The 22,772-nt window shown below is 43.3% G+C and carries 24 protein-coding genes and 1 tRNA gene; 17 read left to right on the forward strand and 8 right to left on the reverse strand.

Annotated features, from left to right (window positions below; translation table 11 throughout):
- The first annotated feature begins 82 nt into the window (after positions 1–82).
- The 8 genes from mcrB (at position 83) to BHR79_RS00325 (ending at position 9,231) form a co-directional block, all read left to right on the forward strand.
- A complete protein-coding gene (gene mcrB / locus BHR79_RS00290) occupies positions 83–1,387 on the forward strand; it encodes a coenzyme-B sulfoethylthiotransferase subunit beta (protein ID WP_072560199.1) in 1,305 nt (434 codons plus the stop codon).
- A gap of 29 nt (positions 1,388–1,416) precedes the next feature.
- Positions 1,417–1,911, forward strand: coding sequence for a methyl-coenzyme M reductase operon protein D (gene mcrD / locus BHR79_RS00295; RefSeq protein WP_072560200.1), 495 nt, complete (start codon positions 1,417–1,419; stop codon positions 1,909–1,911).
- A 6-nt stretch (positions 1,912–1,917) separates the two neighbouring features.
- The gene (gene mcrC, locus BHR79_RS00300) at positions 1,918–2,529 is read left to right on the forward strand and encodes a methyl-coenzyme M reductase I operon protein C (RefSeq protein ID WP_072560202.1); all 612 of its coding nucleotides are present in this window, start codon (positions 1,918–1,920) and stop codon (positions 2,527–2,529) included.
- A 4-nt stretch (positions 2,530–2,533) separates the two neighbouring features.
- Positions 2,534–3,289 (forward strand): coenzyme-B sulfoethylthiotransferase subunit gamma, encoded by a 756-nt coding sequence (mcrG, locus tag BHR79_RS00305; protein WP_072560204.1) that lies wholly within the window; start codon positions 2,534–2,536, stop codon positions 3,287–3,289.
- A 5-nt stretch (positions 3,290–3,294) separates the two neighbouring features.
- Positions 3,295–5,016, forward strand: coding sequence for a coenzyme-B sulfoethylthiotransferase subunit alpha (gene mcrA, locus BHR79_RS00310; protein WP_072560206.1), 1,722 nt, complete (start codon positions 3,295–3,297; stop codon positions 5,014–5,016).
- 133 nt (positions 5,017–5,149) lie between these two features.
- The gene (locus BHR79_RS00315) at positions 5,150–6,493 is read left to right on the forward strand and encodes a glutamate-5-semialdehyde dehydrogenase (RefSeq protein WP_072560208.1); all 1,344 of its coding nucleotides are present in this window, start codon (positions 5,150–5,152) and stop codon (positions 6,491–6,493) included.
- 23 nt (positions 6,494–6,516) lie between these two features.
- Positions 6,517–7,647, forward strand: a complete 1,131-nt coding sequence (proB, locus tag BHR79_RS00320; protein WP_072560211.1) for a glutamate 5-kinase — start codon at positions 6,517–6,519, stop codon at positions 7,645–7,647.
- A 33-nt stretch (positions 7,648–7,680) separates the two neighbouring features.
- Positions 7,681–9,231: a hybrid sensor histidine kinase/response regulator gene (locus BHR79_RS00325; RefSeq protein ID WP_083432970.1), complete on the forward strand. Its 1,551-nt coding sequence runs from the start codon at positions 7,681–7,683 to the stop codon at positions 9,229–9,231.
- A 22-nt stretch (positions 9,232–9,253) separates the two neighbouring features.
- Here BHR79_RS00325 and ccsA read toward each other — a convergent pair whose 3' ends face one another.
- Positions 9,254–10,303, reverse strand: coding sequence for a cytochrome c biogenesis protein CcsA (gene ccsA, locus BHR79_RS00330; protein ID WP_072560215.1), 1,050 nt, complete (start codon positions 10,301–10,303; stop codon positions 9,254–9,256).
- Positions 10,300–11,229, reverse strand: coding sequence for a cytochrome c-type biogenesis CcmF C-terminal domain-containing protein (locus BHR79_RS00335; RefSeq protein WP_072560217.1), 930 nt, complete (start codon positions 11,227–11,229; stop codon positions 10,300–10,302). Before BHR79_RS00335 ends, ccsA begins: the two co-directional genes overlap by 4 nt.
- A gap of 240 nt (positions 11,230–11,469) precedes the next feature.
- Here BHR79_RS00335 and BHR79_RS00340 point away from each other — a divergent pair, with 240 nt between their 5' ends.
- The 7 genes from BHR79_RS00340 to BHR79_RS00370 all read left to right on the forward strand — a co-directional run bounded on the left by BHR79_RS00340 (position 11,470) and on the right by BHR79_RS00370 (position 16,513).
- A complete protein-coding gene (locus BHR79_RS00340; RefSeq protein WP_268766005.1) occupies positions 11,470–12,018 on the forward strand; it encodes a CDP-2,3-bis-(O-geranylgeranyl)-sn-glycerol synthase in 549 nt (182 codons plus the stop codon).
- 18 nt (positions 12,019–12,036) lie between these two features.
- Entirely contained in the window at positions 12,037–12,579 is a 543-nt protein-coding gene (pyrE, locus tag BHR79_RS00345) for an orotate phosphoribosyltransferase (RefSeq protein WP_072560221.1), read from the forward strand.
- A gap of 138 nt (positions 12,580–12,717) precedes the next feature.
- Positions 12,718–14,031 (forward strand): phosphoribosylamine--glycine ligase, encoded by a 1,314-nt coding sequence (purD, locus tag BHR79_RS00350; protein ID WP_072560223.1) that lies wholly within the window; start codon positions 12,718–12,720, stop codon positions 14,029–14,031.
- A gap of 1 nt (position 14,032) precedes the next feature.
- Positions 14,033–14,941 (forward strand): ornithine carbamoyltransferase, encoded by a 909-nt coding sequence (gene argF, locus BHR79_RS00355; RefSeq protein WP_072560225.1) that lies wholly within the window; start codon positions 14,033–14,035, stop codon positions 14,939–14,941.
- A gap of 304 nt (positions 14,942–15,245) precedes the next feature.
- Positions 15,246–15,333 (forward strand) — tRNA-Leu (locus BHR79_RS00360).
- Between the two features lie 109 nt (positions 15,334–15,442).
- Positions 15,443–16,180: an MBL fold metallo-hydrolase gene (locus tag BHR79_RS00365; RefSeq protein ID WP_083432971.1), complete on the forward strand. Its 738-nt coding sequence runs from the start codon at positions 15,443–15,445 to the stop codon at positions 16,178–16,180.
- An 18-nt stretch (positions 16,181–16,198) separates the two neighbouring features.
- Complete coding sequence (locus BHR79_RS00370) at positions 16,199–16,513, forward strand: nucleoside triphosphate pyrophosphohydrolase (protein WP_072560227.1); 315 nt, start codon at positions 16,199–16,201, stop codon at positions 16,511–16,513.
- A 50-nt stretch (positions 16,514–16,563) separates the two neighbouring features.
- On the opposite strand, the gene BHR79_RS00375 is transcribed toward BHR79_RS00370, so the two are convergent.
- Positions 16,564–16,830: a DUF3303 domain-containing protein gene (locus BHR79_RS00375; protein ID WP_072560228.1), complete on the reverse strand. Its 267-nt coding sequence runs from the start codon at positions 16,828–16,830 to the stop codon at positions 16,564–16,566.
- 206 nt (positions 16,831–17,036) lie between these two features.
- Here BHR79_RS00375 and BHR79_RS00380 point away from each other — a divergent pair, with 206 nt between their 5' ends.
- The gene (locus BHR79_RS00380; RefSeq protein ID WP_083432972.1) at positions 17,037–17,489 is read left to right on the forward strand and encodes a hypothetical protein; all 453 of its coding nucleotides are present in this window, start codon (positions 17,037–17,039) and stop codon (positions 17,487–17,489) included.
- Positions 17,490–17,569: 80 nt separating this feature from the next.
- Here the strand turns inward: BHR79_RS00380 and BHR79_RS10440 are convergent, their stop codons facing one another.
- From BHR79_RS10440 to BHR79_RS00395, 4 genes are all read right to left on the reverse strand, one after another.
- Entirely contained in the window at positions 17,570–17,707 is a 138-nt protein-coding gene (locus BHR79_RS10440; protein WP_157198638.1) for a hypothetical protein, read from the reverse strand.
- 54 nt (positions 17,708–17,761) lie between these two features.
- On the reverse strand, positions 17,762–18,163 hold the full coding sequence (locus BHR79_RS00385; RefSeq protein ID WP_072560230.1) for a secondary thiamine-phosphate synthase enzyme YjbQ: 402 nt from the start codon (positions 18,161–18,163) through the stop codon (positions 17,762–17,764).
- Positions 18,164–18,184: 21 nt separating this feature from the next.
- Entirely contained in the window at positions 18,185–18,793 is a 609-nt protein-coding gene (locus BHR79_RS00390) for a hypothetical protein (RefSeq protein WP_072560232.1), read from the reverse strand.
- A 79-nt stretch (positions 18,794–18,872) separates the two neighbouring features.
- Complete coding sequence (locus BHR79_RS00395; protein ID WP_072560234.1) at positions 18,873–19,142, reverse strand: ferritin family protein; 270 nt, start codon at positions 19,140–19,142, stop codon at positions 18,873–18,875.
- 82 nt (positions 19,143–19,224) lie between these two features.
- Here BHR79_RS00395 and BHR79_RS00400 point away from each other — a divergent pair, with 82 nt between their 5' ends.
- Complete coding sequence (locus BHR79_RS00400; protein ID WP_234970465.1) at positions 19,225–19,608, forward strand: ACT domain-containing protein; 384 nt, start codon at positions 19,225–19,227, stop codon at positions 19,606–19,608.
- Positions 19,609–19,633: 25 nt separating this feature from the next.
- Here BHR79_RS00400 and BHR79_RS00405 read toward each other — a convergent pair whose 3' ends face one another.
- Positions 19,634–22,678: an FAD-binding and (Fe-S)-binding domain-containing protein gene (locus tag BHR79_RS00405; RefSeq protein ID WP_072560235.1), complete on the reverse strand. Its 3,045-nt coding sequence runs from the start codon at positions 22,676–22,678 to the stop codon at positions 19,634–19,636.
- Positions 22,679–22,772: the final 94 nt, after the last annotated feature.

A 22,772-nucleotide genomic window follows, 5' to 3' on the forward strand; every position in this document is an offset into this window, starting at 1 on the left:
TACAGCATATCCTCGCTCAAGCGTGGTTGCTTTCCAAATGGGGATTTTCTTTCCATTAAAAAAACTTAAAGGAGGAAAATACGTGTCTGACAAAATAGACATCTACGACGACAGAGGAAAACTCTTAGAAAGCGGCGTTGCAATTGAAGAGCTCGCTCCTACAAGGAACGCAGCAATTCAGCGTATCATCGGAGACACAAAGAGGACTGTAGCAGTCAACCTGGGAGGTATTCAAAAATCTCTCGCAACCGGTAAGATGGGCGGAAAGGCTCGTCACATGCCGGGACGTGAAATGGAACTCGATATTGTCGAAAACGCTGGTGCAATTGCAGATTCCGTAAAGGATCTTGTACAGATAGACGGTGATGACGACACAAACATCGAGACTCTCGGTGGCGGCAAGCAACTTCTTGTTCAGCTTCCAACCGCAAGGCTCACCGCCGGTGCTGATTACTCTTCCGCACTTACCGTAAGTGCAGCAGCAACCGTCCAGACCATTGTTGACATGTTCAACATTGACATGTTCAACGCACCTGTGGTCAAAGGAGCAGTATGGGGTAACTACCCACAGACAATGGATATGGCCGGTGGAAACATCGCTTCAATCCTGAACATCCCACAGAAGAACGAAGGTCTGGGTTACTCCCTGAGGAACATCATGACCAACCACATTGCTGCAATTACAGAGAAAAAAGCAATGAACTCAGCAGCACTGTCTTCCATCTTTGAACAGGCAGGTATGTTCGAAATGGGTAACGCAGTCGGAGAATTCGAGAGACATCAGCTTCTTGGATTTGCATGCCAGGGCCTTAACGCCAACAACGTAGTATACGATCTTGTAAAAGACAATGGTAAAGACGGAACCGTCGGTACCGTAGTACAGTCTGTTGTAGAAAGAGCAATTGAGGACAATGTAATCGAAGTCGACAACACTGCTCCTTCAGGTTATAACTTCTACAAGGCAAACGATGTATCCATGTGGAATGCATACGCTGCAGCCGGTCAACTTGCCGCTACAATGATAAACTGTGGTGCAGGCAGGGCTGCCCAGAATGTGTCATCCACAATTCTGTATTACAACGATATCATTGAGAAAGAAACTGGCCTGCCTGGCTGTGACATGGGTAGGGCACAGGGTACTGCTGTCGGATTCTCTTTCTTCAGCCACTCTATCTATGGTGGCGGTGGCCCCGGTGTATTCAACGGTAACCACATTGTAACCAGACACTCAAGAGGATTCGCAATTCCATGTGTATCCGCTGGTGTATCACTTGATGCAGGTACACAGATGTTCTCCATCGAGAAAACATCCGGCCTCATAGGTGACGTATTCGGTTCAATCAAAGAATTCAGAGAACCAATAAAAGCAGTTGCTGAATCACTCTAAATGAGTCACAAAGATTGAAGGTACCAATAATGGAAACTTCTGCTTCAGACACAAAAAAACCCATACAGATCGAAATATTCCCAAAACGTATGATAAAACCCGATACCGTAGAGGGGCTGCTCAATAAAATTTGCAGTCTGGAAGGTATACAAAGGGCATTCATACAGGGACCGCGCCTACCTACAAAAGTACCATTCGGACCTGCTGTCGGAACACCCGTACATCATCCATTAAGGACAAATGTACATTTTGGTAAGACCGAAATGGGTCTGGAAGTACTTGTGGGAAGGATTACACTGGAACTTGCCGGAAAGGAAGTCATGGAAGATATAAATGCAATTTGTGAAGACACACTTCCCTGCGGTTATGACATTAGGGAAGGGCGTTTCATCCAGACAAGGCAAACGGTTTCAGATTATGCAAAAAGGGGTCCTACTGCCGATCCTGCCCTATATGGTCTTTATGACCCGAAAAGCAAGATCGAATCACAGGTAAACCTCCTGAGAACAAACGAAAAGGAATGATTCCAGATGTTTGACCGGGAAACCCAGGTTGTAGATTGCAGACACGGAATGGGCCTTGGCAAAGGAGGCGGACTTGCCCAGAGAGGTACACTCTCCGAAGCCGGCAGGACCGACGTAGTCGCAGTCGCTATGAGTCCCGGGAGACGCCATATCACCAAGCCTATTTGCGAACTGACTTACGGAATGCGCAAAGAAGACATACAGGTAAGTGTGCTTGTGCTCAATTCGGGATCAGGAGTTCCCGATGAACAAATGAAATCCGGTTCCTTCGGCATCAACCCGGAGGAGATCAAACAGATAAATAGACACAAGATGGCAGTCATTCATACAGGAAACATTCGTGATCACGTTGTCAGGAAAGTAAGGGAAATATTGGTCCATGCAGAAGTGCCGGCAGTGGTTGTCTGTCAGACAATCGTGGACTTTGAAGATTTTGCAAAGGCCGGTATCCATACTAGATTGGTAAAACCTCAAGATAAAAACATCCAGACAAAGGGAAAAGTGATGGAGATTGTGACTGGAGTGACGCGAGGAGAAACTTGTCCACGAGACAAGTTAAACGAACTCGTCAAAGCAGTGAAATCCACAATGAAATCAATTGATAACAAAGGAGTGTAATCATATGGCATATGAAGCACAGTTTTATCCCGGAGCAACAAGTGTTGCGGAAAATAGAAGGAAACACATGTCCGGTAAAGTCGAAAAACTCAGGGAAATCTCTGATGATGACTTAACCATTATTCTCGGACACCGTGTTCCCGGTACAGATTACCCAAGCACCCACCCACCACTGGCGGAAATGGGCGAACCAGAATGTTCCATCCGTGAAATGGTAGAACCTACAGATGGTGCAAAAGCAGGTGACAGGATCAGATACGTACAGTTTGTAGATTCAATGTACAATGCACCTTCCACCCCATACTTCAGGTCCTACAACGCTGCAATTAACTTCAGAGGCGTAGACCCAGGTACACTTTCCGGCCGTCAGGTCGTTGAAGCCCGTGAAAGGGATATGGAAGAACTTGCAAAATTCCAGCTTGAAACCGAAATGACCTGCCCTGCACTTGCATGCCTTCGTGGTGCCAGTGTACACGGTCACTCCCTCCGTCTTCAGGAAGATGGTGTAATGTTTGACATGCTCGAAAGAGTACGTCTGGAAAACGGAACCATCATCGTCCAGAAGGACCAGGTAGGAAGACCAATCGACAAGAAGGTCGATCTCGGAAAACCAATGTCCGACGAAGAAGCTGCAAAAAGGACCACAATCTACCGTGTAGACAATGTCCCATACAGGGAGGATAAGGAAGTCCTCGAATGGGTACACAGGGTCTTTGAACAGAGAACCATGTATGGATACAAGCCAGCTGTACAGGAGTGAGTAAAATGGCAGACGACAGAAAAAGAATGTTCCAGAAAGATTTAGAAACTAAATTCACAAAGGAGCACGGCACCAACAAGATGGAAGGCGGCGACATTACAGATATGAGAATTCCATATTACCGCCTCGGTGTCGACCAGAACCCCAGGAAACTGGAAATGAAGAAAGTCGGTAAGGATATTGCAGAAAAGAGGGGCCTTGCAGGATACAACCCAATGATGCACTGCGGTGGTATCCCTCTCGGTCAGAGAGCTCTGACACCATCCTTCATCTCCGGCAATGATGACATGATGGTCGAAAATGATGACCTTCACTATGTCAACAATGCTGCAATGCAGCAGATGTGGGACGACATACGCAGAACCTGTATTGTCGGTATGGATATGGCCCACGAAACCCTCGAGAAAAGACTGAGTATCGAGGTAACCCCTGAAACAATCAACCACTACCTCGAAGTGCTCAACCACGCACTCCCTGGCGGTGCAGTTGTTCAGGAACACATGGTAGAGAGCCACCCTGCACTAGTCGATGACTGTTACGTGAAAATATTCACAGGTGACGATGAACTTGCAGACGAGATCGATGACCAATTCCTCATCGACATCGACAAACAGTTCCCTGCAGAACAGGCAGAACAGCTCAAATCCGCAATCGGCAATACCACCTGGCAGGCAGCCCACATCCCAACCATCGTATCCAGAACAACAGACGGTGGTCAGACCACAAGGTGGACTGCAATGCAGATTGGTATGTCTTACATCGCAGCATACGGAATGTGTGCCGGTGAAGCAGCTGTAGCAGACCTTTCCTACGCAGCAAAGCACGCAGGTGTTGTCAACATGGGTGACATGCTCCCTGCAAGACGTGCACGTGCACCAAACGAACCTGGTGGTGTTACCTTTGGTAACCTCTCAGATATCATCCAGACCAGCCGTATAAACCCAGATGACCCTGCAAACGTAACCCTTGAGGTAGTCGGTGCAGGATGTATGCTCTACGACCAGATCTGGCTCGGATCCTACATGTCTGGTGGTGTCGGTTTTACCCAGTACTCCACTGCTGCATACACCAACAACATTCTGGATGACAACCTGTACTATGACGTTGAATACATCAACGACAAGTATGACGGTGCAGCTGACAAAGGTATCGACAACAAGGTCGCCCCAAGCATGGATGTTATCAAGGATATCGCAACAGAGTCCACACTCTACGGTCTCGAGAACTACGAGAAATACCCAGTTGCACTTGAAGACCACTTCGGTGGATCCCAGAGAGCAACCGTCCTGTCCGCAGCCGCCGGTAGTGCAGGATCCCTTGCAACCGGTAACGCAAACGCCGGTCTCTCCGCATGGTATCTCTGTATGTACCTGCACAAGGAAGGTCACGGACGTCTCGGATTCTTCGGATTCGACCTGCAGGACCAGTGTGGTGCAACCAACACCTTCTCCTACCAGTCCGATGAAGGTCTGCCCCACGAACTCCGTGGTCCAAACTATCCGAACTACGCAATGAACGTTGGTCACCAGGGTGGCTACGCTGCAATCGCAGCCGCAGCACACGCCGGTCGTGGAGATGCATACGCACTCAACCCACTGATCAAGGTCTGTTTCGCCGACGAAATGCTCCCATTCGACTTCTCCCAGCCAAGGAAGGAGTTCGGACGCGGTGCGCTTCGTGAGTTCGAGCCTTCTGGTGAGAGATCCCTCATCATCCCGGCCAAATAAGCACAATGTTGAAGCAGGGTCACCTGCTTCTTCAACTATTTTTTAAGTCCTCGATCAAATAGCTAAAAGCTTTTTTTATATGATGATCTTATTTGCTCTTGCCATAGTTACAACCATATAATCAGGTGTTCCCATGACCGATAATACAGAGAAAAAAGTCATACCAGCAAAAGATGCCTCCATCAAACTTGCCAGCATAAATACACTCCTAAAAAATAAAGGGCTTGAAGCAATGGCAGAGGCCCTTGATCAAAATAGAAATTCGATACTTAAGGCAAACCGCAAAGACCTCGAATATGCTGAGCAATTAAAAAACCAAGGGAAAATCTCACAGGCTCTTGTGGACAGGCTGAAAGTAAATGATAGCAAAATCGATGGAATGATCGCAGGTATAAGAGATGTCATGGAACTTGAAGACCCCACAGGCAAAACTCTCAGCTGCTTAGAGCTTGATGAGGGACTGGAACTGTACCAGGTAAGTTGTCCTATCGGCCTTATAGGGGTTATTTTCGAGTCACGTCCTGATGTTGTTCCGCAGATCATGTCCCTGTGCCTGAAAAGCGGTAATGCAACGATCTTTAAAGGTGGAAGTGAAGCCTTTAATTCAAATCGTACTATTTTCAACATACTTAAAGAAGCCATAGAAGAAATCGGGGATATTCCTGCAAAGGCCTTTCAACTGATGGAAACCCGGGAAGAGGTAATGGACATCCTGGCACTTGATTCCTATATAGACCTGCTCATACCTCGTGGTTCGAACGCTTTCGTGAAGTTCATACAGGATAATACCAGGATACCTGTATTAGGTCATGCAGACGGGATATGTCATGTCTATGTGGACAATGAAGCAGACATAGAAAAAGCGATTGATGTCTGTTATGATTCAAAGGTACAGTACCCGGCAGTGTGCAATGCAATGGAAACATTGCTTGTAAACAGTGATATTGCAAGCAAGTTCCTGCCCGAAATGATCGAAAAATTCGTCAAAGCAGGTGTAGAGGTCCGGTTGGATGAGAAAACATACACTATTGCAGAAGATAAAGGCATCCGGGGTTTGAAAAAAGCATCCGAGGAAGACTGGAGTACCGAATATAATGATTTGATACTGTCTGTGAAAATGGTTGATTCAATGAATGAAGCAATCGATCATATTAACAGGTACGGTTCCCATCATACAGATTGTATAGTTACTAAAAGCAAGGACAAGCGCCGTACATTTACCGAACTTGTGGATTCCTCAAGCGTCATGGTCAATGCCTCTACAAGATTTGCCGATGGCTTCAGGTATGGTAAAGGTGCAGAGGTTGGCATCAGCACAAACAAAATACATGCACGGGGGCCCGTAGGAATGGAAGGTCTTTTGATATACAAGTATATTCTTCTTGGAAATGGTGACAGAGTATCCGATTATACCGGGGATAAGGCAAAAAAATTTACCCACAGAAAGCTGGATAAACAGATTAGTGACATTATTTGAAATGATATCCGGGGATAGTGAGTTTGAGCAAAAGAAAAGTCATCCTTGACAACGCTAAAAAAGTTGTCATCAAAATAGGAACAACTTCCATAAGTAATGATTGTGGAGGATTGAATGAGGAATTCATGAAACATGTGGCCTCACAGATTGCATACCTCCACAGTCTGGAAAAAGAAGTCATTCTTGTTAGCTCTGGCTCCATTGGAGTGGGAATTGACCTGATGCAACTTGGCTGTAAGCCACGGGAAATTCCGGTTCGACAGGCAGCAGCAGCCGTTGGTCAAAATATTTTGATGCAAAAATGGATGGAGGCTTTTAGTACTTACGATCTCAATGTTGCCCAGATTCTTTTGACCTACGACTCCTTCACCAGCAGGTTAACCTATCTCAACCTGAGAAACAGCATATCCACGTTACTGGAATATGGGGTAATCCCAATTATCAATGAGAATGACAGTACCTGTGTGCACGAGATAGAAGCTACCCTTGGAGATAATGACAGGCTTTCCGCAATGGTTGCCAGTAAAATGGAAGCCGATTTGCTGATACTCCTATCGGATATTGATGGTTTATATGATAAAAATCCTAAAAGGCACAAGGATGCTGTATTACTGAAAACTGTGTCTGAGGTTACACCAACTATAGAAAGTTATGGCGGGAGCCCTTCAAGTACAAAGGGTACCGGTGGCATGAGAACAAAAATAGATGCTGCCAAGATATGCAATATCGCAGGCTGCCATATGGTAATTGCAAACAGTTCTATCCAAAACGCAATCCTCAAAATAATGGAAGGCGAAGAAATCGGCACCCTGTTTTTAGCTGAAGGAGAAGTACATAAGAACCGCATTCGATGGATTTTACTTGCTCATTCCTCAGGCACAATCGTGGTAGATGAAGGAGCCAGAGATGCGGTAAGAAACCGCATGAGTCTCCTGCCTTCGGGTGTAATTGGAGTGGATGGTGATTTTGATCGCGGAGATATAGTAAAGCTCGAGTGCAACGGGCAAGTATTCGGGAAAGGAATTACGGATTATACCTCAGATGAATTGCAGAAAATAAAGGGAAAACATACCAATATGATAGCAAATATCCTGGGATATAAAAATTATGATAATGTTCTAAATAAAGATAATATAGGGATTTTTAGAGAATGAATTAATATATAAGTATGAATATCTAATATAGTAATGGCATCTGGATGTGGTGACATGCTTGATGATATAATACCTACAATTGCCCTTATAAGCAGCAAAAATAACGATAAATTGCTAGGGTACCTGTCAGCATACAGGATACTACAAACAGAACCCAAAAAAGATACTATTTCTTTTATCAAAAAAAATACACCGACTATAGTTATAATTGACAATACTGTACCTGAAGAGGTTAACTACCGCATTTGCAGGGAGCTTAAGCAAAATACAGGTAATCGATATCTCCCCATAATTATGGTCACCAAAACAGACAAAGAAGAGATAAGGGCAGCTCTTACAGAGGGGGCAGATGATTTCATAACCGACCAGTCCGATGATCTGGAAATTCTCACAAGAATCAATTCCCTGTTACAAATAAAGAACCTCTATGATAAACTTTCAAAAGAAAGGGATCAGGCACAGACTTACATCGATGTTGCCCAAACAATAATAGGCGTAGTTGACAGGGACCTGAAAGTAGTACTTGCCAATAAAAAAGCTTCTGAAATTCTGGGGTATTCCCAGGAAGAAATTATAGGACAGAAATGGTTCGATGTCTTTTTGCCGGAACGAATAAGGGACATGATAAAGACCGGCTATAAAATGGTCCTGGAGGGGGAAATTGAACCTCCCGAATTCTCAGAAAAACCTATTCTTACACGTACAGGTGAAGAACGATTGGTTTTCTGGCATGATGTTGTGCTCAAAGACGATAAGGGGAAAATCATGGGTACCATCAGTTCCGGTGAAGATATTACTGAAAAAAAACAGGCAGAAATGGCCCTTTTAGAGGCAAATAAAGAACTTCAGGAACTGGACAGCATGAGAAATGAATTTCTCGCCAATATAAGCAAGGAATTACAAATACCTCTTGCATCCATCAAAGGTTTCAGCGATTTGCTCGCCAAAGGCGAGTTCGGGGAAATTAATAGCAAGCAAAAAGACGCCCTGCTTACAATAAATAGAAATTGTGATAGGCTACAGCAACATGTCAATGCTCTTCTCTATGCCAGTGAAGACTTTAGTCAAAATGTGATATACAATTTTGAAGATACAGATATAAATTCCCTTCTCAACAAGACCCTGAATGACCTGACAATTAATTTTACAAAATATAACCTGACACTTGAAAGAAACCTAGAAAATATTCCACATATAAATGCTGATGAAAGACACCTGGAAAATGCTATTTTCCATATACTCGATAATGCAATCAAGTTTACTCCTGCAAATGGTAACATAAAAGTTTCCACCAGTAGAACAGGCAAATACGTCGAGATAAAAATAAGGGATTCAGGAATTGGAATAGCCAAAGACAAGTTAGAAAATATTTTTAAAAGTTTTTATCAGGTAGACGGTTCCACAAGAAGAAAATATGGAGGAACTGGCATTGGCCTCTACATCTGCAAGAAAATCATTGAAGGTCACAATGGTCAAATCCTGGTGAAAAGCTTAGAAGGAAAGGGTAGTGAATTCACAATTCAACTCCCGGTTCGCACCCGACCTGATCATACCACTACTGAAAGCCTGGCTGTTGCCCGCTAAAAATAAAAAGCAAAGAACAGTTTCAATCCTGTTCTTCAAAATACCTTTTTGCAAGCAGCGATGTTCCCATAAGCGTAATTCCTGCAAGGAATATACCTATTAAGAGGCCTTCTGCATTGAAATCCTGCCAGGAATGGACAGAAGCCCACATACCACTTCTCGTAACAAAAGTTGCAAAAATTACAAGTATAAATGAGAAAATAGCCATTGCTGGCGCCAGGAACCTGAACTGTCCCTGCCTGCCGTATATTGTATGCAGATAAGCTGTCGCAGTTATCCAGGGAATTAATGAAGAGGTCTCAACCGGATCCCAGCTCCAGTACCATGCACCCCAGCCAAGTACCTCATAGGCCCAGAAACCACCCAGACCTATCCCTGCAGTCAGGAATAACCAGGAAACCCGCATCCAATTATTGGCTATTTTGCGCCAGCTGTTGTCATTAAGGAGCAAACCCGCAATAGCAGATGCAAAAGGAATAGTAAAAGCTGCATAGCCCAAAAAAAGGATGGGAGGATGGACGGCCATCCAGGGATTGCGAAGCAGCGGATTCATGCCCTGTCCATCTGTTAGGTGATAGGGATGGACAAACGGATTCCAGTTGCTTACCATAATGGAGCCGGCTTTTGAGTAATATACTGCAAACGGATTGTCAAGTACAAGCAGCATGAGGAATACCGAAAGAATACCCAGGGATAGTATCCTTGTGACCATGAATACATTTCCTTTGGAAAAGCGCAAGGAATACCTGAGAACCAGAAGCATAACCGAAATGGCCCAGGCCCACAACAAAAGAGAACCTTCCTGACCTGCCCAGAAAGCTGAAATACGATAGTATGTGGAAAGATCAAGACTGGAATGATTATAAACATACTCAAAGAATGCAGCTACATCATAAAGATAGTATATCAGCATGACAGAAGCAGCTGTGACCAAAACAGTACAGGCAATTTCAAGTCTTAATGAAAGTTTCCGGTAATTCTCATCTTCCCTGCGAAAACCCAGGTATGAATAGACCATAGCAAACAAACCAAACAGAAATGCCACCCATATAATAATCATTCCAAAATTCATGTGGCCACCTCATTTTCATTGTCTGGTAGCACTGTACTTCCAAGGAGCAGTATTAACATACCACCAAGCATTATGTAAATACCAGCCCACAGAAAACTGATAAATGGAACTACCCGCAGATACAGATCAACTTCTCCGGATTTTTCATCGAGGGCTTTTGGGGCAATAAAAACCTCTTCCATGATTGCGCGGTTAATATAGGTAGAAGTATAGGTCTGTCTCCATTTTATATCGGTTATATACCTAACTGTACCCCTGTCAAACTCATTCCCGTTTTTGGAAATTATAAGACCAACATCCGTTGCATACGATGAACCGGGATAATTGTCATAGGGAGTACCTTCAAAACTTGAATCCATACCCATCACACTCACAGAATAAGGAATCCCCTCAAATGATGTTTCTTCACCAATGCTAACTACAGCTGAATCTTCTACTTTCATTGCCGAACTGAAGATGGTGCCGAATATCACCAGCAAAATCCCAATATGGATAATGTGGGCACCTATTCCCTTGAAACGTGATTTGCCACTGCGTTTTCTGATAACATGAACCAAGCGGTACAGGGATGCCGCAAAAACAGCAAGCATGGGAATTATAGAAATGTCTACAAGCAGTTTCCCGGTAGGAGAAAACACTGCCATGAGTACAGACAATAAAACTATACTTCCAAGCAGGATACCAATATACCTGCTGGAGATATGGGTGACAAGCAGGCAGGCACATAGCAGGATTACAAGTAAACCGGCAATCGGTGCTGCCCTGTTATTGAAATATGTTGCATCCATACCTATTTGCATACCGCTTAAAAACTGAACCACAAGGGGTGTCAGCATTCCAATTGTTATCAAAGCTGCAAGTGCCCCGAATGCTGTCACTGTTACAAAGATAAGGTTTTTTCTGGAAATGAGGTTTTGTAGATCCATGTAAACAAGCCTGTCCTGTAAGAAATATATTAGCAGAAAGGAAGATTTTCATGTATAAAGGAGTTTGTACATTTTAGTTCACACTGTTAATTATTTAAACTGATAGTGATTCTTCTCAAAAGAATAATGTTCAGGGAATAGTTCAAATCCCACCGGCCACACAGGAATAAAAACAGCAAACCCTTATATAAAAACGAAAATAATTGAAGTCAAAAGGGGCTGATCAAGACGCTTGATACAATTATTATCGCTGTGTGGTTAATGTTGCCTGCCTACCTTCCAAGTCCTTTTGCAGCTCTTTTGGGAGGAGGAAGACCCATTGATGGCAAAAGAACCATGGGTGACGGAAGAAGGATACTTGGTGACGGAAAAACGATAAGGGGATTTGTCGCCGGAAGTTTAATTGGGATCGTTGCCGGGATTCTGCAAACATGGATTGCCTTTAGCAGAATCGAGTTTATGGGGATCAGATTACCACCTTTTGGTTATACAATCCCGGATGTAATAATTCCGATTGCTGCTCTTTCGATTGGCTCTCTTCTTGGTGATCTGGCAATGAGTTTTGTTAAAAGGAGGATAGATTTGAAAAGAGGAGCTCCTTTGCCTATTGCAGATCAGCTTGATTTTGTAGCAGGTGCCTGGATATTGACCTACCTGGTAGCTCCACAATGGTTTGTTGCAAATTTCACCCTGAATATCATTATAGTTTTACTGATACTAACACCCCTTTTACACATAGGGACCAATATAATAGGTTATGTACTTGGAATCAAGAAAGAACCCTGGTAACCTCAGGAGACCATTGCCATGCAGGAAAACAATGAGAAAGATGAACTCATAGAAGCTCTCAAGAAGTGTGAAGCCGTCAAGTTCGGCCAGTTTACCCTTGCCTCGGGAAAAAACAGCAAATATTACGTAGACATAAAAAAGGCAATTTCGGATCCTGTAACCCTCAAAAAAATATCAGATATTGCCTCAACCAGAATTGATCTTCCTACAACAAGTCGTATTGGCGGAGTGGCCCTTGGAGGAGTTCCTCTTGCAACAGCTGTCTCCCTGAAAACAGAGATTCCCCTTTTACTCATACGCAAGGATGCAAAGGCTTATGGAACCGGGGGAAGGTTTGTAGGTGATCTGGAACAAGGAGATAAAGTCATACTGATAGAAGACGTTACCACAAGTGGCGGATCTGTTCTTGAAGCGATCAATCTTCTCCGGGACTTCGGTGCCAATGTCGATGAAGTGATTACCGTTGTTGATAGGGAAGAAGGAGCAGAAGCAAATTTGTGGAATGAAAATGTGACATTGACTCCACTTGTTAAAGCATCCGATCTGCTCAAAGATAAATAAGCTGCAAAAGCGGAAAGTATTTATTTAATTATCCGGAATGCTCTATTCTAATAATAACTGTTTACAACACAAATTTGCATAATATAATGAATATTTAGTAACGTGTTTTATAGGATTTTTAATCAGAGAGGTCTACAGATGAATGTTTTGCTTATCGGTGGAGGTGGCAGAGAGCATGCCATTGCTGAAGCCATCGCCAGAAGTAAGAGAGAGCCTGAACTGTATGCAGTAATGAGCAAAAAAAATCCCGGTATAGCAAAGCTTTGCAGGGATTTCTTACTTGAAAAAGAAACAGATGTGGAAAAAGTGGTTGAATATGCCACTTCACAAAAAATAGACATTGCATTCATAGGTCCGGAAGCGCCTCTTGCAGCCGGTCTTGTAGATGCTCTTGAAAAAGTCAAAATCCCTTCAGTGGGTCCTAAAAAGGATGTTGCCCAGATTGAATTCGATAAATCATGGGCGAGGACTTTCATGAAGGAAGAAAATATCGAAGGATGCCCTGCTTTTAAAGTGTTCAAAGATGAAAAAGGATTGAAAGAATATATCGAGGAACTTGGTGATGTCGCCATAAAACCTGCCGGGCTTACCGGAGGTAAAGGCGTCAAGGTTATGGGCGACCAACTGCCAGATACTACAGATGCCTATGAATATGCACTTAGCATCCTCGAAAAAGATAGTGTGGTTGTTGAGGAGAAACTGAAAGGAGAGGAATTCACCCTGCAGGCATTTGTTGATGGTAGCACTCTTGCTTTTGCTCCCTGCGTACAGGATCACAAGAGAGCATTCGAAAATGACCTGGGACCAAATACCGGCGGAATGGGAGCCTACTCTAACACCGATGTAATCCTGCCTTTCATGATGGTAGATGACCTGGAAAAGGCCAAAGCCATAATGCAAAAAACCGTAGAGAAACTCTGTGAGATTACAGGAATCCCGTACCAGGGCATCCTTTACGGCCAGTTCATCCTTACCAGGAAAGGACCCAAGGTCATAGAGTTCAATGCGCGTTTCGGAGACCCCGAAGCTATGAACGTAATGCCCCTGCTTGAGACCGATATGCTTGATGTCATGGAAGCTATCGTGGAAGAGCGCCTGGAAGATCTCGATGTGGTGTTTAGCAAGAGGGCAACTGTGTGTAAGTACGTGGTTCCTGCAGGATATCCGGATAACCCTGATTCAGACAAAGAGATAGTGTTTGGGGATATGGGCGATGCAATTTTGTTCTATTCCAGTGTATATGAAAAAGATGGTAAAATCTATACCAGCACATCTCGATGTGCAGCAGTTGTCGGTATCGCTGATTCCATAAGCAAGGCTGAAAAAATAGCACAGGATGCACTTGAGAATATCATCGGCGATCTGCATTCACGCCGGGATATCGGTACCCGGGCTCTTGTACGAAAAAAAGTCACACATATGAATAAGATAAGAGAGCAAAAACAGAGCTGATATAATGAAACATGTCCTGTCAATGACGGACCTTTCCAAAGAAGATATACTGGATATATTGGAGACGGGAGAGGATCTGAAAGAAAAGAGAATTAAGGGCAAGGTCACCGATCTGCTGAAAAACAAAAGCCTTGCGATGATCTTTGAAAAGTCATCTACCAGAACCCGGGTTTCCTTTGAAGTGGCCATGAGTGATATGGGTGGCCATTCCCTGTATCTTAACCAGAGAGACATGCAGATAGGCAGAGGAGAAACTGTTGCAGACACCGCAAAGGTCCTTTCCCGGTACGTGACGGCTATTACTGCCAGGGTGAACAAACACTCTACCGTGCAAGAACTTGCCGAACATGCCACCGTGCCTGTTATCAATGCCCTCTCCGATAAGGAACACCCCTGCCAGATCCTGGCAGACCTGCTGACGATCAAGGAGTACAAAAGCACACTGGAAGGGCGGAAACTTACCTGGGTAGGCGATGGCAACAATGTGTGCAATTCAATGATACTTGGTTGTGTCATGGTAGGAATGGAGATTGCTGTGGCCTGTCCTGATGGCTATGACCCGGATTATGATATCGTAAGCATGGCACGCGAAATGGGTGGCAAGGTTGAGATTCTCAGAGATCCGATAGAGGCTTCTACTGATGCTGACGTTCTCTATACCGATGTATGGATATCCATGGGAGACGAAGAGGAAAGAGATAAAAGGCTGAGTGACCTGGCGGATTACCAGATTAACAGTAATTTGCTTGATGTCGCAAAGAATGATGTAATCATTATGCATTGTCTGCCGGCCCATAGGGGAGAGGAGATATCGGCCGAGGTAATGGATGGTACCCATTCAGTGGTTTTCGATCAGGCAGAAAACCGGTTGCATGCACAGAAAGCCCTGATATTGAAACTTATCGGATGAGAAGTAGCTCATCCATTTGTTCCTTTTTCATTTTAATAACCCTTTATATTTTTTAATGCCATACTCATAGTCACCTCTCGTTGGAAAAAACAGGCAAATGAGGCTATATACAGGCCATGCATTCTTTTGATAGGGGAGAAATACAAATTCTAACCCCTTGCCGGAGGTTAAAAACTTCCGGCTTACAACCTCCAAAAACAGACTCCTATATTTAGATGTCAGGGTGAAATATCCCTGACCTACTGTTTATTCAAGACCAAAACCCTTAAGAATCAAAAGCCCTATCTATAGCCAGAAATCGTGTGCGAGGGTTGCCCAGCCAGGCCAAAGGCGATAGGTTCAGGGCCTATTCTCGTAGGAGTTCGAGGGTTCGAATCCCTTCCCTCGCACCACAACCTTTTTTGCTGTGCCATTAAAAATAGTTATTTAGTTAATTCTACTGCCCTGAGACAACATCTTACTTACAGAACTGAATAGGCAAAATTAAAATATATAAGCACTATGCCAATTGCTGAAATAAGTAATACCTCCAAATTCAGGAAAGTTATGCCACAATCCCAATCTTACAAAGTTACTCCCATACATGCGGGTGCATCAAATGCTTACCTGATTACCGGAAATAGTATAACTATAATGGTTGATTCCGGAAGCAGGGGCAACACCCACAAATTTAAGACAGCGTTGGAGAACAAAGGATTGGATTTTCAGGATATCGATTATATCATCCTTACACATTCACATTACGATCATGTGGGATGCCTGGAAGAAATAAGGAAGAAAAGCACAGCAACGGTTATTGCCCACAGGGCAGAAGTTGAATATCTAAAAAGGGGTTATACTCCATTTCCGGAAGGCACCATGTTATTTTCCCGACTGATTTGCGGCTTTGCGAATAAATTCCTCCCGGACAGGGGCAGGTATACCCCTATAGACCCTGATATAGTCATTGATGGAGAGTGTGAAATACCACTATCAGATACCACAATTCAAATATTGCCTTTAGCCGGCCATACTTCAGGCTCCATCTGCGTTATAATCGGTAAAAATGCAATTGTAGGAGATACTCTTTTCAGTTTCATGCCAGGATCGGTTTATCCTCCATTTGCAAATGATGAGAAAGAATTGCTTAAAAGCTGGAAAAAACTACTTTCCACAGGATGTAATATCTTTTATCCCGGACACGGGAAGCCATTCTCACGTGCCAGATTTGAAAAATGTTATAGAAAAAAGAAAGATTAAGCATAAAGGAGTGGAATCTTGGTCAGGACACATAATAAAGCAGTCCGGGACAATATTGCAGACATCATTACAAAATCCGGCAAAAACTGCACTGTGCAACAATTGGATGACATGGATTTTCTGGTAGAGATGGAAAAGAAACTGTACGAGGAAATCGATGAATACATGGCTGACAGGGATATAGAAGAATTAGCAGACATTCTGGAAGTGATTTACAGGATCGCTGAACTCAAGGGGTACTCGGGCAAAGATCTGGAAAAAATAAGGATGGAAAAAAGAGCCAAAACTGGCTGTTTCTCCAGAAACCTGTATTTATTTGAAACTTCAGATTAAAAGGAATTGATACAAACAACTAATTTGCATCATTTTAAAATCCCATCGATTCACACATATTCAGACATCATTTGCATAAACTTACCTGTTTCCATTACAGGGAATGTCTCAATCTGACAAAGACCTTTCCAGGGTGCCGCAGCAGCGGCAAAACTTTTAGAATCCTCTACATCCACTACAGCTACATACCGACAGGCTGAAAGGTCTGTCCATTCATTGATCACTGTCACACCTTCAGGCCATTCCCATTCGACATACTTTTTGATTACTTCTTCGTTGTCCTTCGGATCCCAGGTTATTATATCCATGAATATCATATTCTACCACTCCCATTACTTAAGGGAAAAATAATAGCCCCATTTATTACCAGGGTTACAATGAGGCATATAGATTACGAAATAAGGTTACGTAGTTTATTTTCGAATCCATGGTAACCGAACGCACTAAATAATGCTATATAGAATAAATATCAGATTATTAATTAACTTAAAAAGTACAAATTAGGTAGGGTGATAAATTGAATATGAGAAAATTATTCGTGGTTTTGGCCATTGTCTCTCTGGTTTTGCTGGCGGGTTGTTCGGGGAATGACAGCGAGAATGACCAGACATACCAGTACAGTGATGAAGAAGGGGAAGTCGAAGTTCATACCACCGGCGGAGGGGACGGAGATTGCCCTATAGGCACAGTCATGACTGTAAATAATCCACAAACACGAGAATCCATGAAATTCGAAGTTGTGGGAACCGAAACAATTGATGGCATTGAAATGTGCAAAGCCGTCTATGAAACCAACGCCGCAGATACAGAAATAGCTTCAGGGGAATATTTGTGGTCAGAGGATGATAATGCCTTTATTATGAAGATGTATGACAGCAGCGGCAAAACTGTGTACGAAATGGCCAGCATCAATGGGGATACAACCATTATTGATGCAGAGGGTAATGAGATGCACTACAATACCGGTAGTGAATAAGTATCAATCTTTCACAAAGTACAGTATTCAAACTTGATGCTGTACATTAATCCTTTATGGATGATTTTTTGTAAAAAATATCATTCACAGGTATCCAGCAGATGTCGGCTTTGTCCTACCCGCTCATTTCCCGGATGCACCGGCTCCACATGTGCCACTTTCTTTTTCTTATCTTTGCCTTCAGTTTCTTTCTCCTTCTTATTCTCTTTTTCCACCATAATAGACCACCTATACATAATTAGCACTGATTAAAGATATTAGGGGCTGATAATTCATCCCCTAAAATCAGATGATGATACCACTATATCTACATTCCTCTTGCGCGGCCCATCCAGTTCCACAAGAAATATGCTCTGCCATGTACCAAGCTCAATATCTCCTTTTCTCACAGGCATCGTTTCACTGTTTCCCAGAAGAACAGATCTTAAATGGGCATCTGCATTGTTATCTATCCTATCATGATAGTAGCCTGCACTTGAAGGAACCAGTTTTTTCAGCAATTCCATTATATCAGAAACCAACCCCGACTCGTTTTCATTGACGATTATCGCGCAGGTTGTATGGGAAGTGCTAATCACACATATCCCTTCATCGATATTACTGCTTCTCACCACACTGGATACTTTATCTGTAATATCCATAATTTCAACACGTTTGCTGGTGGAAAATTGCATATAATCCCCTCCATAATCAAATCACAAATCATCACTGAATGCCTTTTCAACTACCCCGGCTGCTATATTTTCAGCAAGGTGGCGTCTATAGTAGGGATAGGTTACGAGACCTTTTGTAGTATCGTTTATGGTGAGTTGCCCATGTCGCAATAACTGATAACCATCCATAGAAGAAAAGACAACCGGCTTATCAAAATCATCAATCAGCATATCCAGGTATTCCATGTTGCCTGTATGGGAATAAACAAATTCTACATCCATAGTTGCAGTTGAGTAAAAGGGATTGTAGAAAATATCTGGTTCATTTACAACAACAGCAAGTGCAGTACTGTCATAAATAACTGGTTGCATTGAAACTGTTTCCACTTTAAATCCTTTTTCTTCAAGAAGGTCTGCAATCTCATCTTCAAGAATTACAGAAAATCCATTTTCGTCTTTCAAATCAAGGTAAACAACACCTGTTGGAGCCACAGCGGATGAATTCGGTTGGGAGAATGAATAGCCACTTATCTTTTGATCGACTCCTGTATTTGAATTAGAAGCGCCTGCATCCACAAATGCCAGAAATAGCGCAAATATTACAAAGACGACAATTGAAACTATCAGAATACGATTATTTTTTACATTCATAATTGATCACAAGGTCCCCTACCCACCTCTAATATCAAAATAAACAGCCGCAAATATATAAATTTTATCTGACAAAGTATCATTTGCGGGCAAGGGAATAATCTGCCATTATTTCCAGATATTCCTGATCATATTCAAGAAGTACAGATTGGAACATGGCAATATGAAGTTTTTCTTCCTTGGCAATATCCAGAAGTACTGCACGTAGATCATCATCATTTGTCAGGCCAGCCATCTGTTCATAAATATTGACCGCATCGAATTCTGCGATTATAGCTGCCCTTAATATCTCTTTATCGATGTCTTCTGAATCTATCTCTTCAAGTATTGCAGGAATTTGTGATAACAACTTTCAACCCCTATGAAAAGCATGTGTTCATTTTATAAATAATATAAGGAAACACAGGTAGCAGAACAACGGAAGCAGGAAAGTGGAAAACATAACACAAAATTCAATTGGCCTTATATTGATAAACGAGAAATTTGGGATTTGTAAACTAAAAGCAACTGAAAAGTTACCTGAATGGGTATTATCTTCCAGCATCTTTTCCCTAACCAGAACCAAAGAAGAACTTTCCGTCATCTGCCCGGAAAATATTGAATGCGAAAAAGACTGGAATTTCTTCAAAGTAAAGGGGCCGTTAGAGTTTGACCAGATAGGCATCCTGGCAAGGATCAGCAATACACTTTCTGAGAATGAAATCAGTATTTTTGTAATGTCAACCTATGATACGGATTATATTTTAGTAAAACAAAAAAATTGCAAGGCAGCTTTTTATGCACTGGAAGCTGCAGGTATGACAATAGAAAAATGACACCCCTTATAGGGTGTGTCAAATCTTAGTTCTGCTTGATGTATTCTATCATCCGGGGTGTCAAAAGCGGTGCAATCTGTGGAAGCATGTTGGGCATCAGATTCTCCATTGCTTTTGGCATCAGGTCCGGAAGCTGTTCTTCCATGTAGTCGGGCATCTGGACATGACGGGTAACTGCTTCAAGCATATCCGGCATGACCTTCGGCATTAAGGAGGGCAGGAGCATCGGCATCATTTTGGGCATCATCGGCGCCATTAGCTTATCCATACCCGGTACATATTTGACCGTTTTCATCATTCCCCTCATATACGAAGGCATCGCTTCCATCATCTGTGGCATCAGTTCCATCATCAGATTGGTCATGTTCTCAGGTTTCATAAGATAGATCATCTGCTCAAAGACAGCCCAGCCCGCCAGAGCATCATTGGTAGTATCCGCAATATCATACCCCATACTACGGGCCACGGTTGCACCCAGATCCTGTACATCCACAGGGATATTGCTCTTCTGTGCAGATACACGCAGCTGCACCTGACAACATGGGCAGGCAGCAAGCATAATATCCGCACCCACAGCTTCGGCTTCTTTCAGGCGCATACCACCGATTACATTGGCAACGTCAGGCTCGTCTACCAGGGTCAATACTGAACCACAACAGTGTCCGTTTTCCCTGTTGTGCTCCATTTCACGGAATTCAACACCAGGAATGGCTTTTGCAAGCTTTCTGGGAGGCTCATAGATACCTCCGGCACGTCCCATATGACAGGCATCATGGATTGTAACGGTCTTTTCCAGTGGAACCTTGAGTTTGGGTTCAAGTACATCCATCCTTTCAGCAAGTACTTCGGAATAGTGCTTGACTTCAAAATCATAATCAATTCCCAGTTTTTCGGCCCACTGGCGATAATAGGTATGCCATACAAACCAGCATGCAGGGCAGGAAGTAATTACGGTTTTGACACCCTTTTTCTTCATGTTGCCCACATTCATTTTCATGATGTTTTCGAAAACATCCCACTTTCCGGCTGCAAGCATAGGAATACCACAGCAGGATTCCTCCTTACCCAGAATCGTAAAATCAATTCCGGCATCAGAAAGCATCCTAGCAGACGCTTCTGCGATATCTTTTTCCACAAAAGAAGCCGTACAACCTGCAAAATAGGCATAATCGGCCTTTTCCTTGATTTTAGGTTTAAGGTCCTCAGGAACCCATTCGTCCCTGCCCTGACGGTATTCCGCCCAGATATTGCGTTCCTTGTTCAGACTCTGAGCCATGATCTCAAATGGTGGGAAAGTCATTTTGCCACGCTGCTGCACAAGGTTTTCCCTCAGGCGCAACCATGAATTCTCAATGGGAAGATCCAGCTGGCACCGCACATCACACAATTCACAGGTAGTACATGCAAGGAAAGTATCCGTTTGTTCCTGATTAATCTCATCCCTTCCGGCCAAGTATTCCTTGATAAAGAACCATTTACCCCGGGGGGATTGGGATTCCCATCCACGCCCGTAATACTGATCGCATTCATTTACACAATAGCCACACTGTGCACAGGTATAAGCATGGGAAATTATGTCACCCGGGATGTTTTTCTGATCTTTGAATTCAGTCTTATCCACCCCTGACATGTTACCCACAAAGCGCATCAGAGGTTCCATTTTACCTGCCATGGAAAGAGCAGAAGTGAATAATCCCCTGCCGGTAAATGTCTCAGGATTCATGATATCGGAAGGATCGAGCTCCTTTTTGACATCCATCAATTGCTTGAGCCTTTCACCGTAAACTTTCTCAGCTTGGTCAGCAAAGTAGAGACCAGAAGCATACATCCTGCCTCCGTTATCTTCAGCAATCTTGATAATACTAAGACCCAGCGAGAATGCCATATTGAACTTAAAAGACCTCTCCGAATGAGGAATAAAACAGAGGAGTACAACTTCGCCATCCCGGGAAACCATCCCTTCGATCAATACAGGCAGCGAAATTTTTTCATTAATCTCATCGATTACCTTACTGACCTTGTCCTGTGGCACTACTACCTCGGCTGGAATAAAAGAAGGCCCAAGCCTTTTGACTTTCATCGTCCTGAACCATTCACCTGTTTCATGTTTTGAAATTTGCTCAGGAAGGATGGAACCACCGGCTTCTTTGATGGTATCTTCAAGACCAGCTACATCCCTGTTATCCGGATAAAAAAAGTTGCATATATAAGCTACAGGTAAATCGGTATCCTCCAGTATGATGGGTTCACCGTGGTGCAATTTTTGAGGAGCACGATTTTTCATGTCAGCAAAACCTGGGTTTATAAATGATATGGACCAGAGCGCAATATTGCGTTCATCAATCAACTGCAGAGCTTTTTGTAAATCTGCAGGATTCCCAAAACTTGCAGAAACGGCTTTTGTTTGACTGTGTGGTCGGATCTTGACCGTGACCTGTGTAATGATACCAAGCGCCCCCAAATTACCTGCAATCTTTTGCAGATCATTCCCTTGGAACTCACGCACCTCACCTTCGGGAGTTACCAGTCTTGCGGAAAGCATTGTGTCCTGGGACCAACCGTACTCATAACTTCCGTAACCCAGACCGTTCTGCCCAAGCCAACCCCCAACTGTTGCTGCCGGTGCGCTTGAAGGCAGGGCACAGACGGAGAGATCAACATGATTCAGTTTGGATTCCAGTTTTTCCCAGACTATTCCAGCCCCGACTGTTGCTGTCAGATTTTCCCTGTCAATATCGTATATATGGTTTAACCGGCCAACATCAGCAATGATTCCTCCCTTTGTAGGAATCACACCACCATAGCCGGATGTAGCTCCAGCTCTGGGTACAACAGGTACTGAATAGCGGGAAGCAAAATCCATCAATTTGACAACGTCATCCTCATCCTTGAGTTTAACAATAGCAGCAGGTTCCGCTTTTCCAAGGAGTTTCTTTGCCATTGAAGGCAAAGCTCCTACATCATGGTTATAGAAATGACGTTCCCTGCGACTTACATTGACCCGTTCCCCGAAAAGATCGGAAAGTTCCTTTTTCTGCTGTTCTGAAAACTCAAAGATTTGTTGTGACATAAATACCCTCCATTGATAATTATGAACTAAATATTATATAAAGTGAACATGGTATATAATGGTTTTGGGCATACCGCGCAAAACCTATGTTTCG

Source organism: Methanohalophilus halophilus, assembly GCF_001889405.1.
Lineage (GTDB): Archaea > Halobacteriota > Methanosarcinia > Methanosarcinales > Methanosarcinaceae > Methanohalophilus > Methanohalophilus halophilus.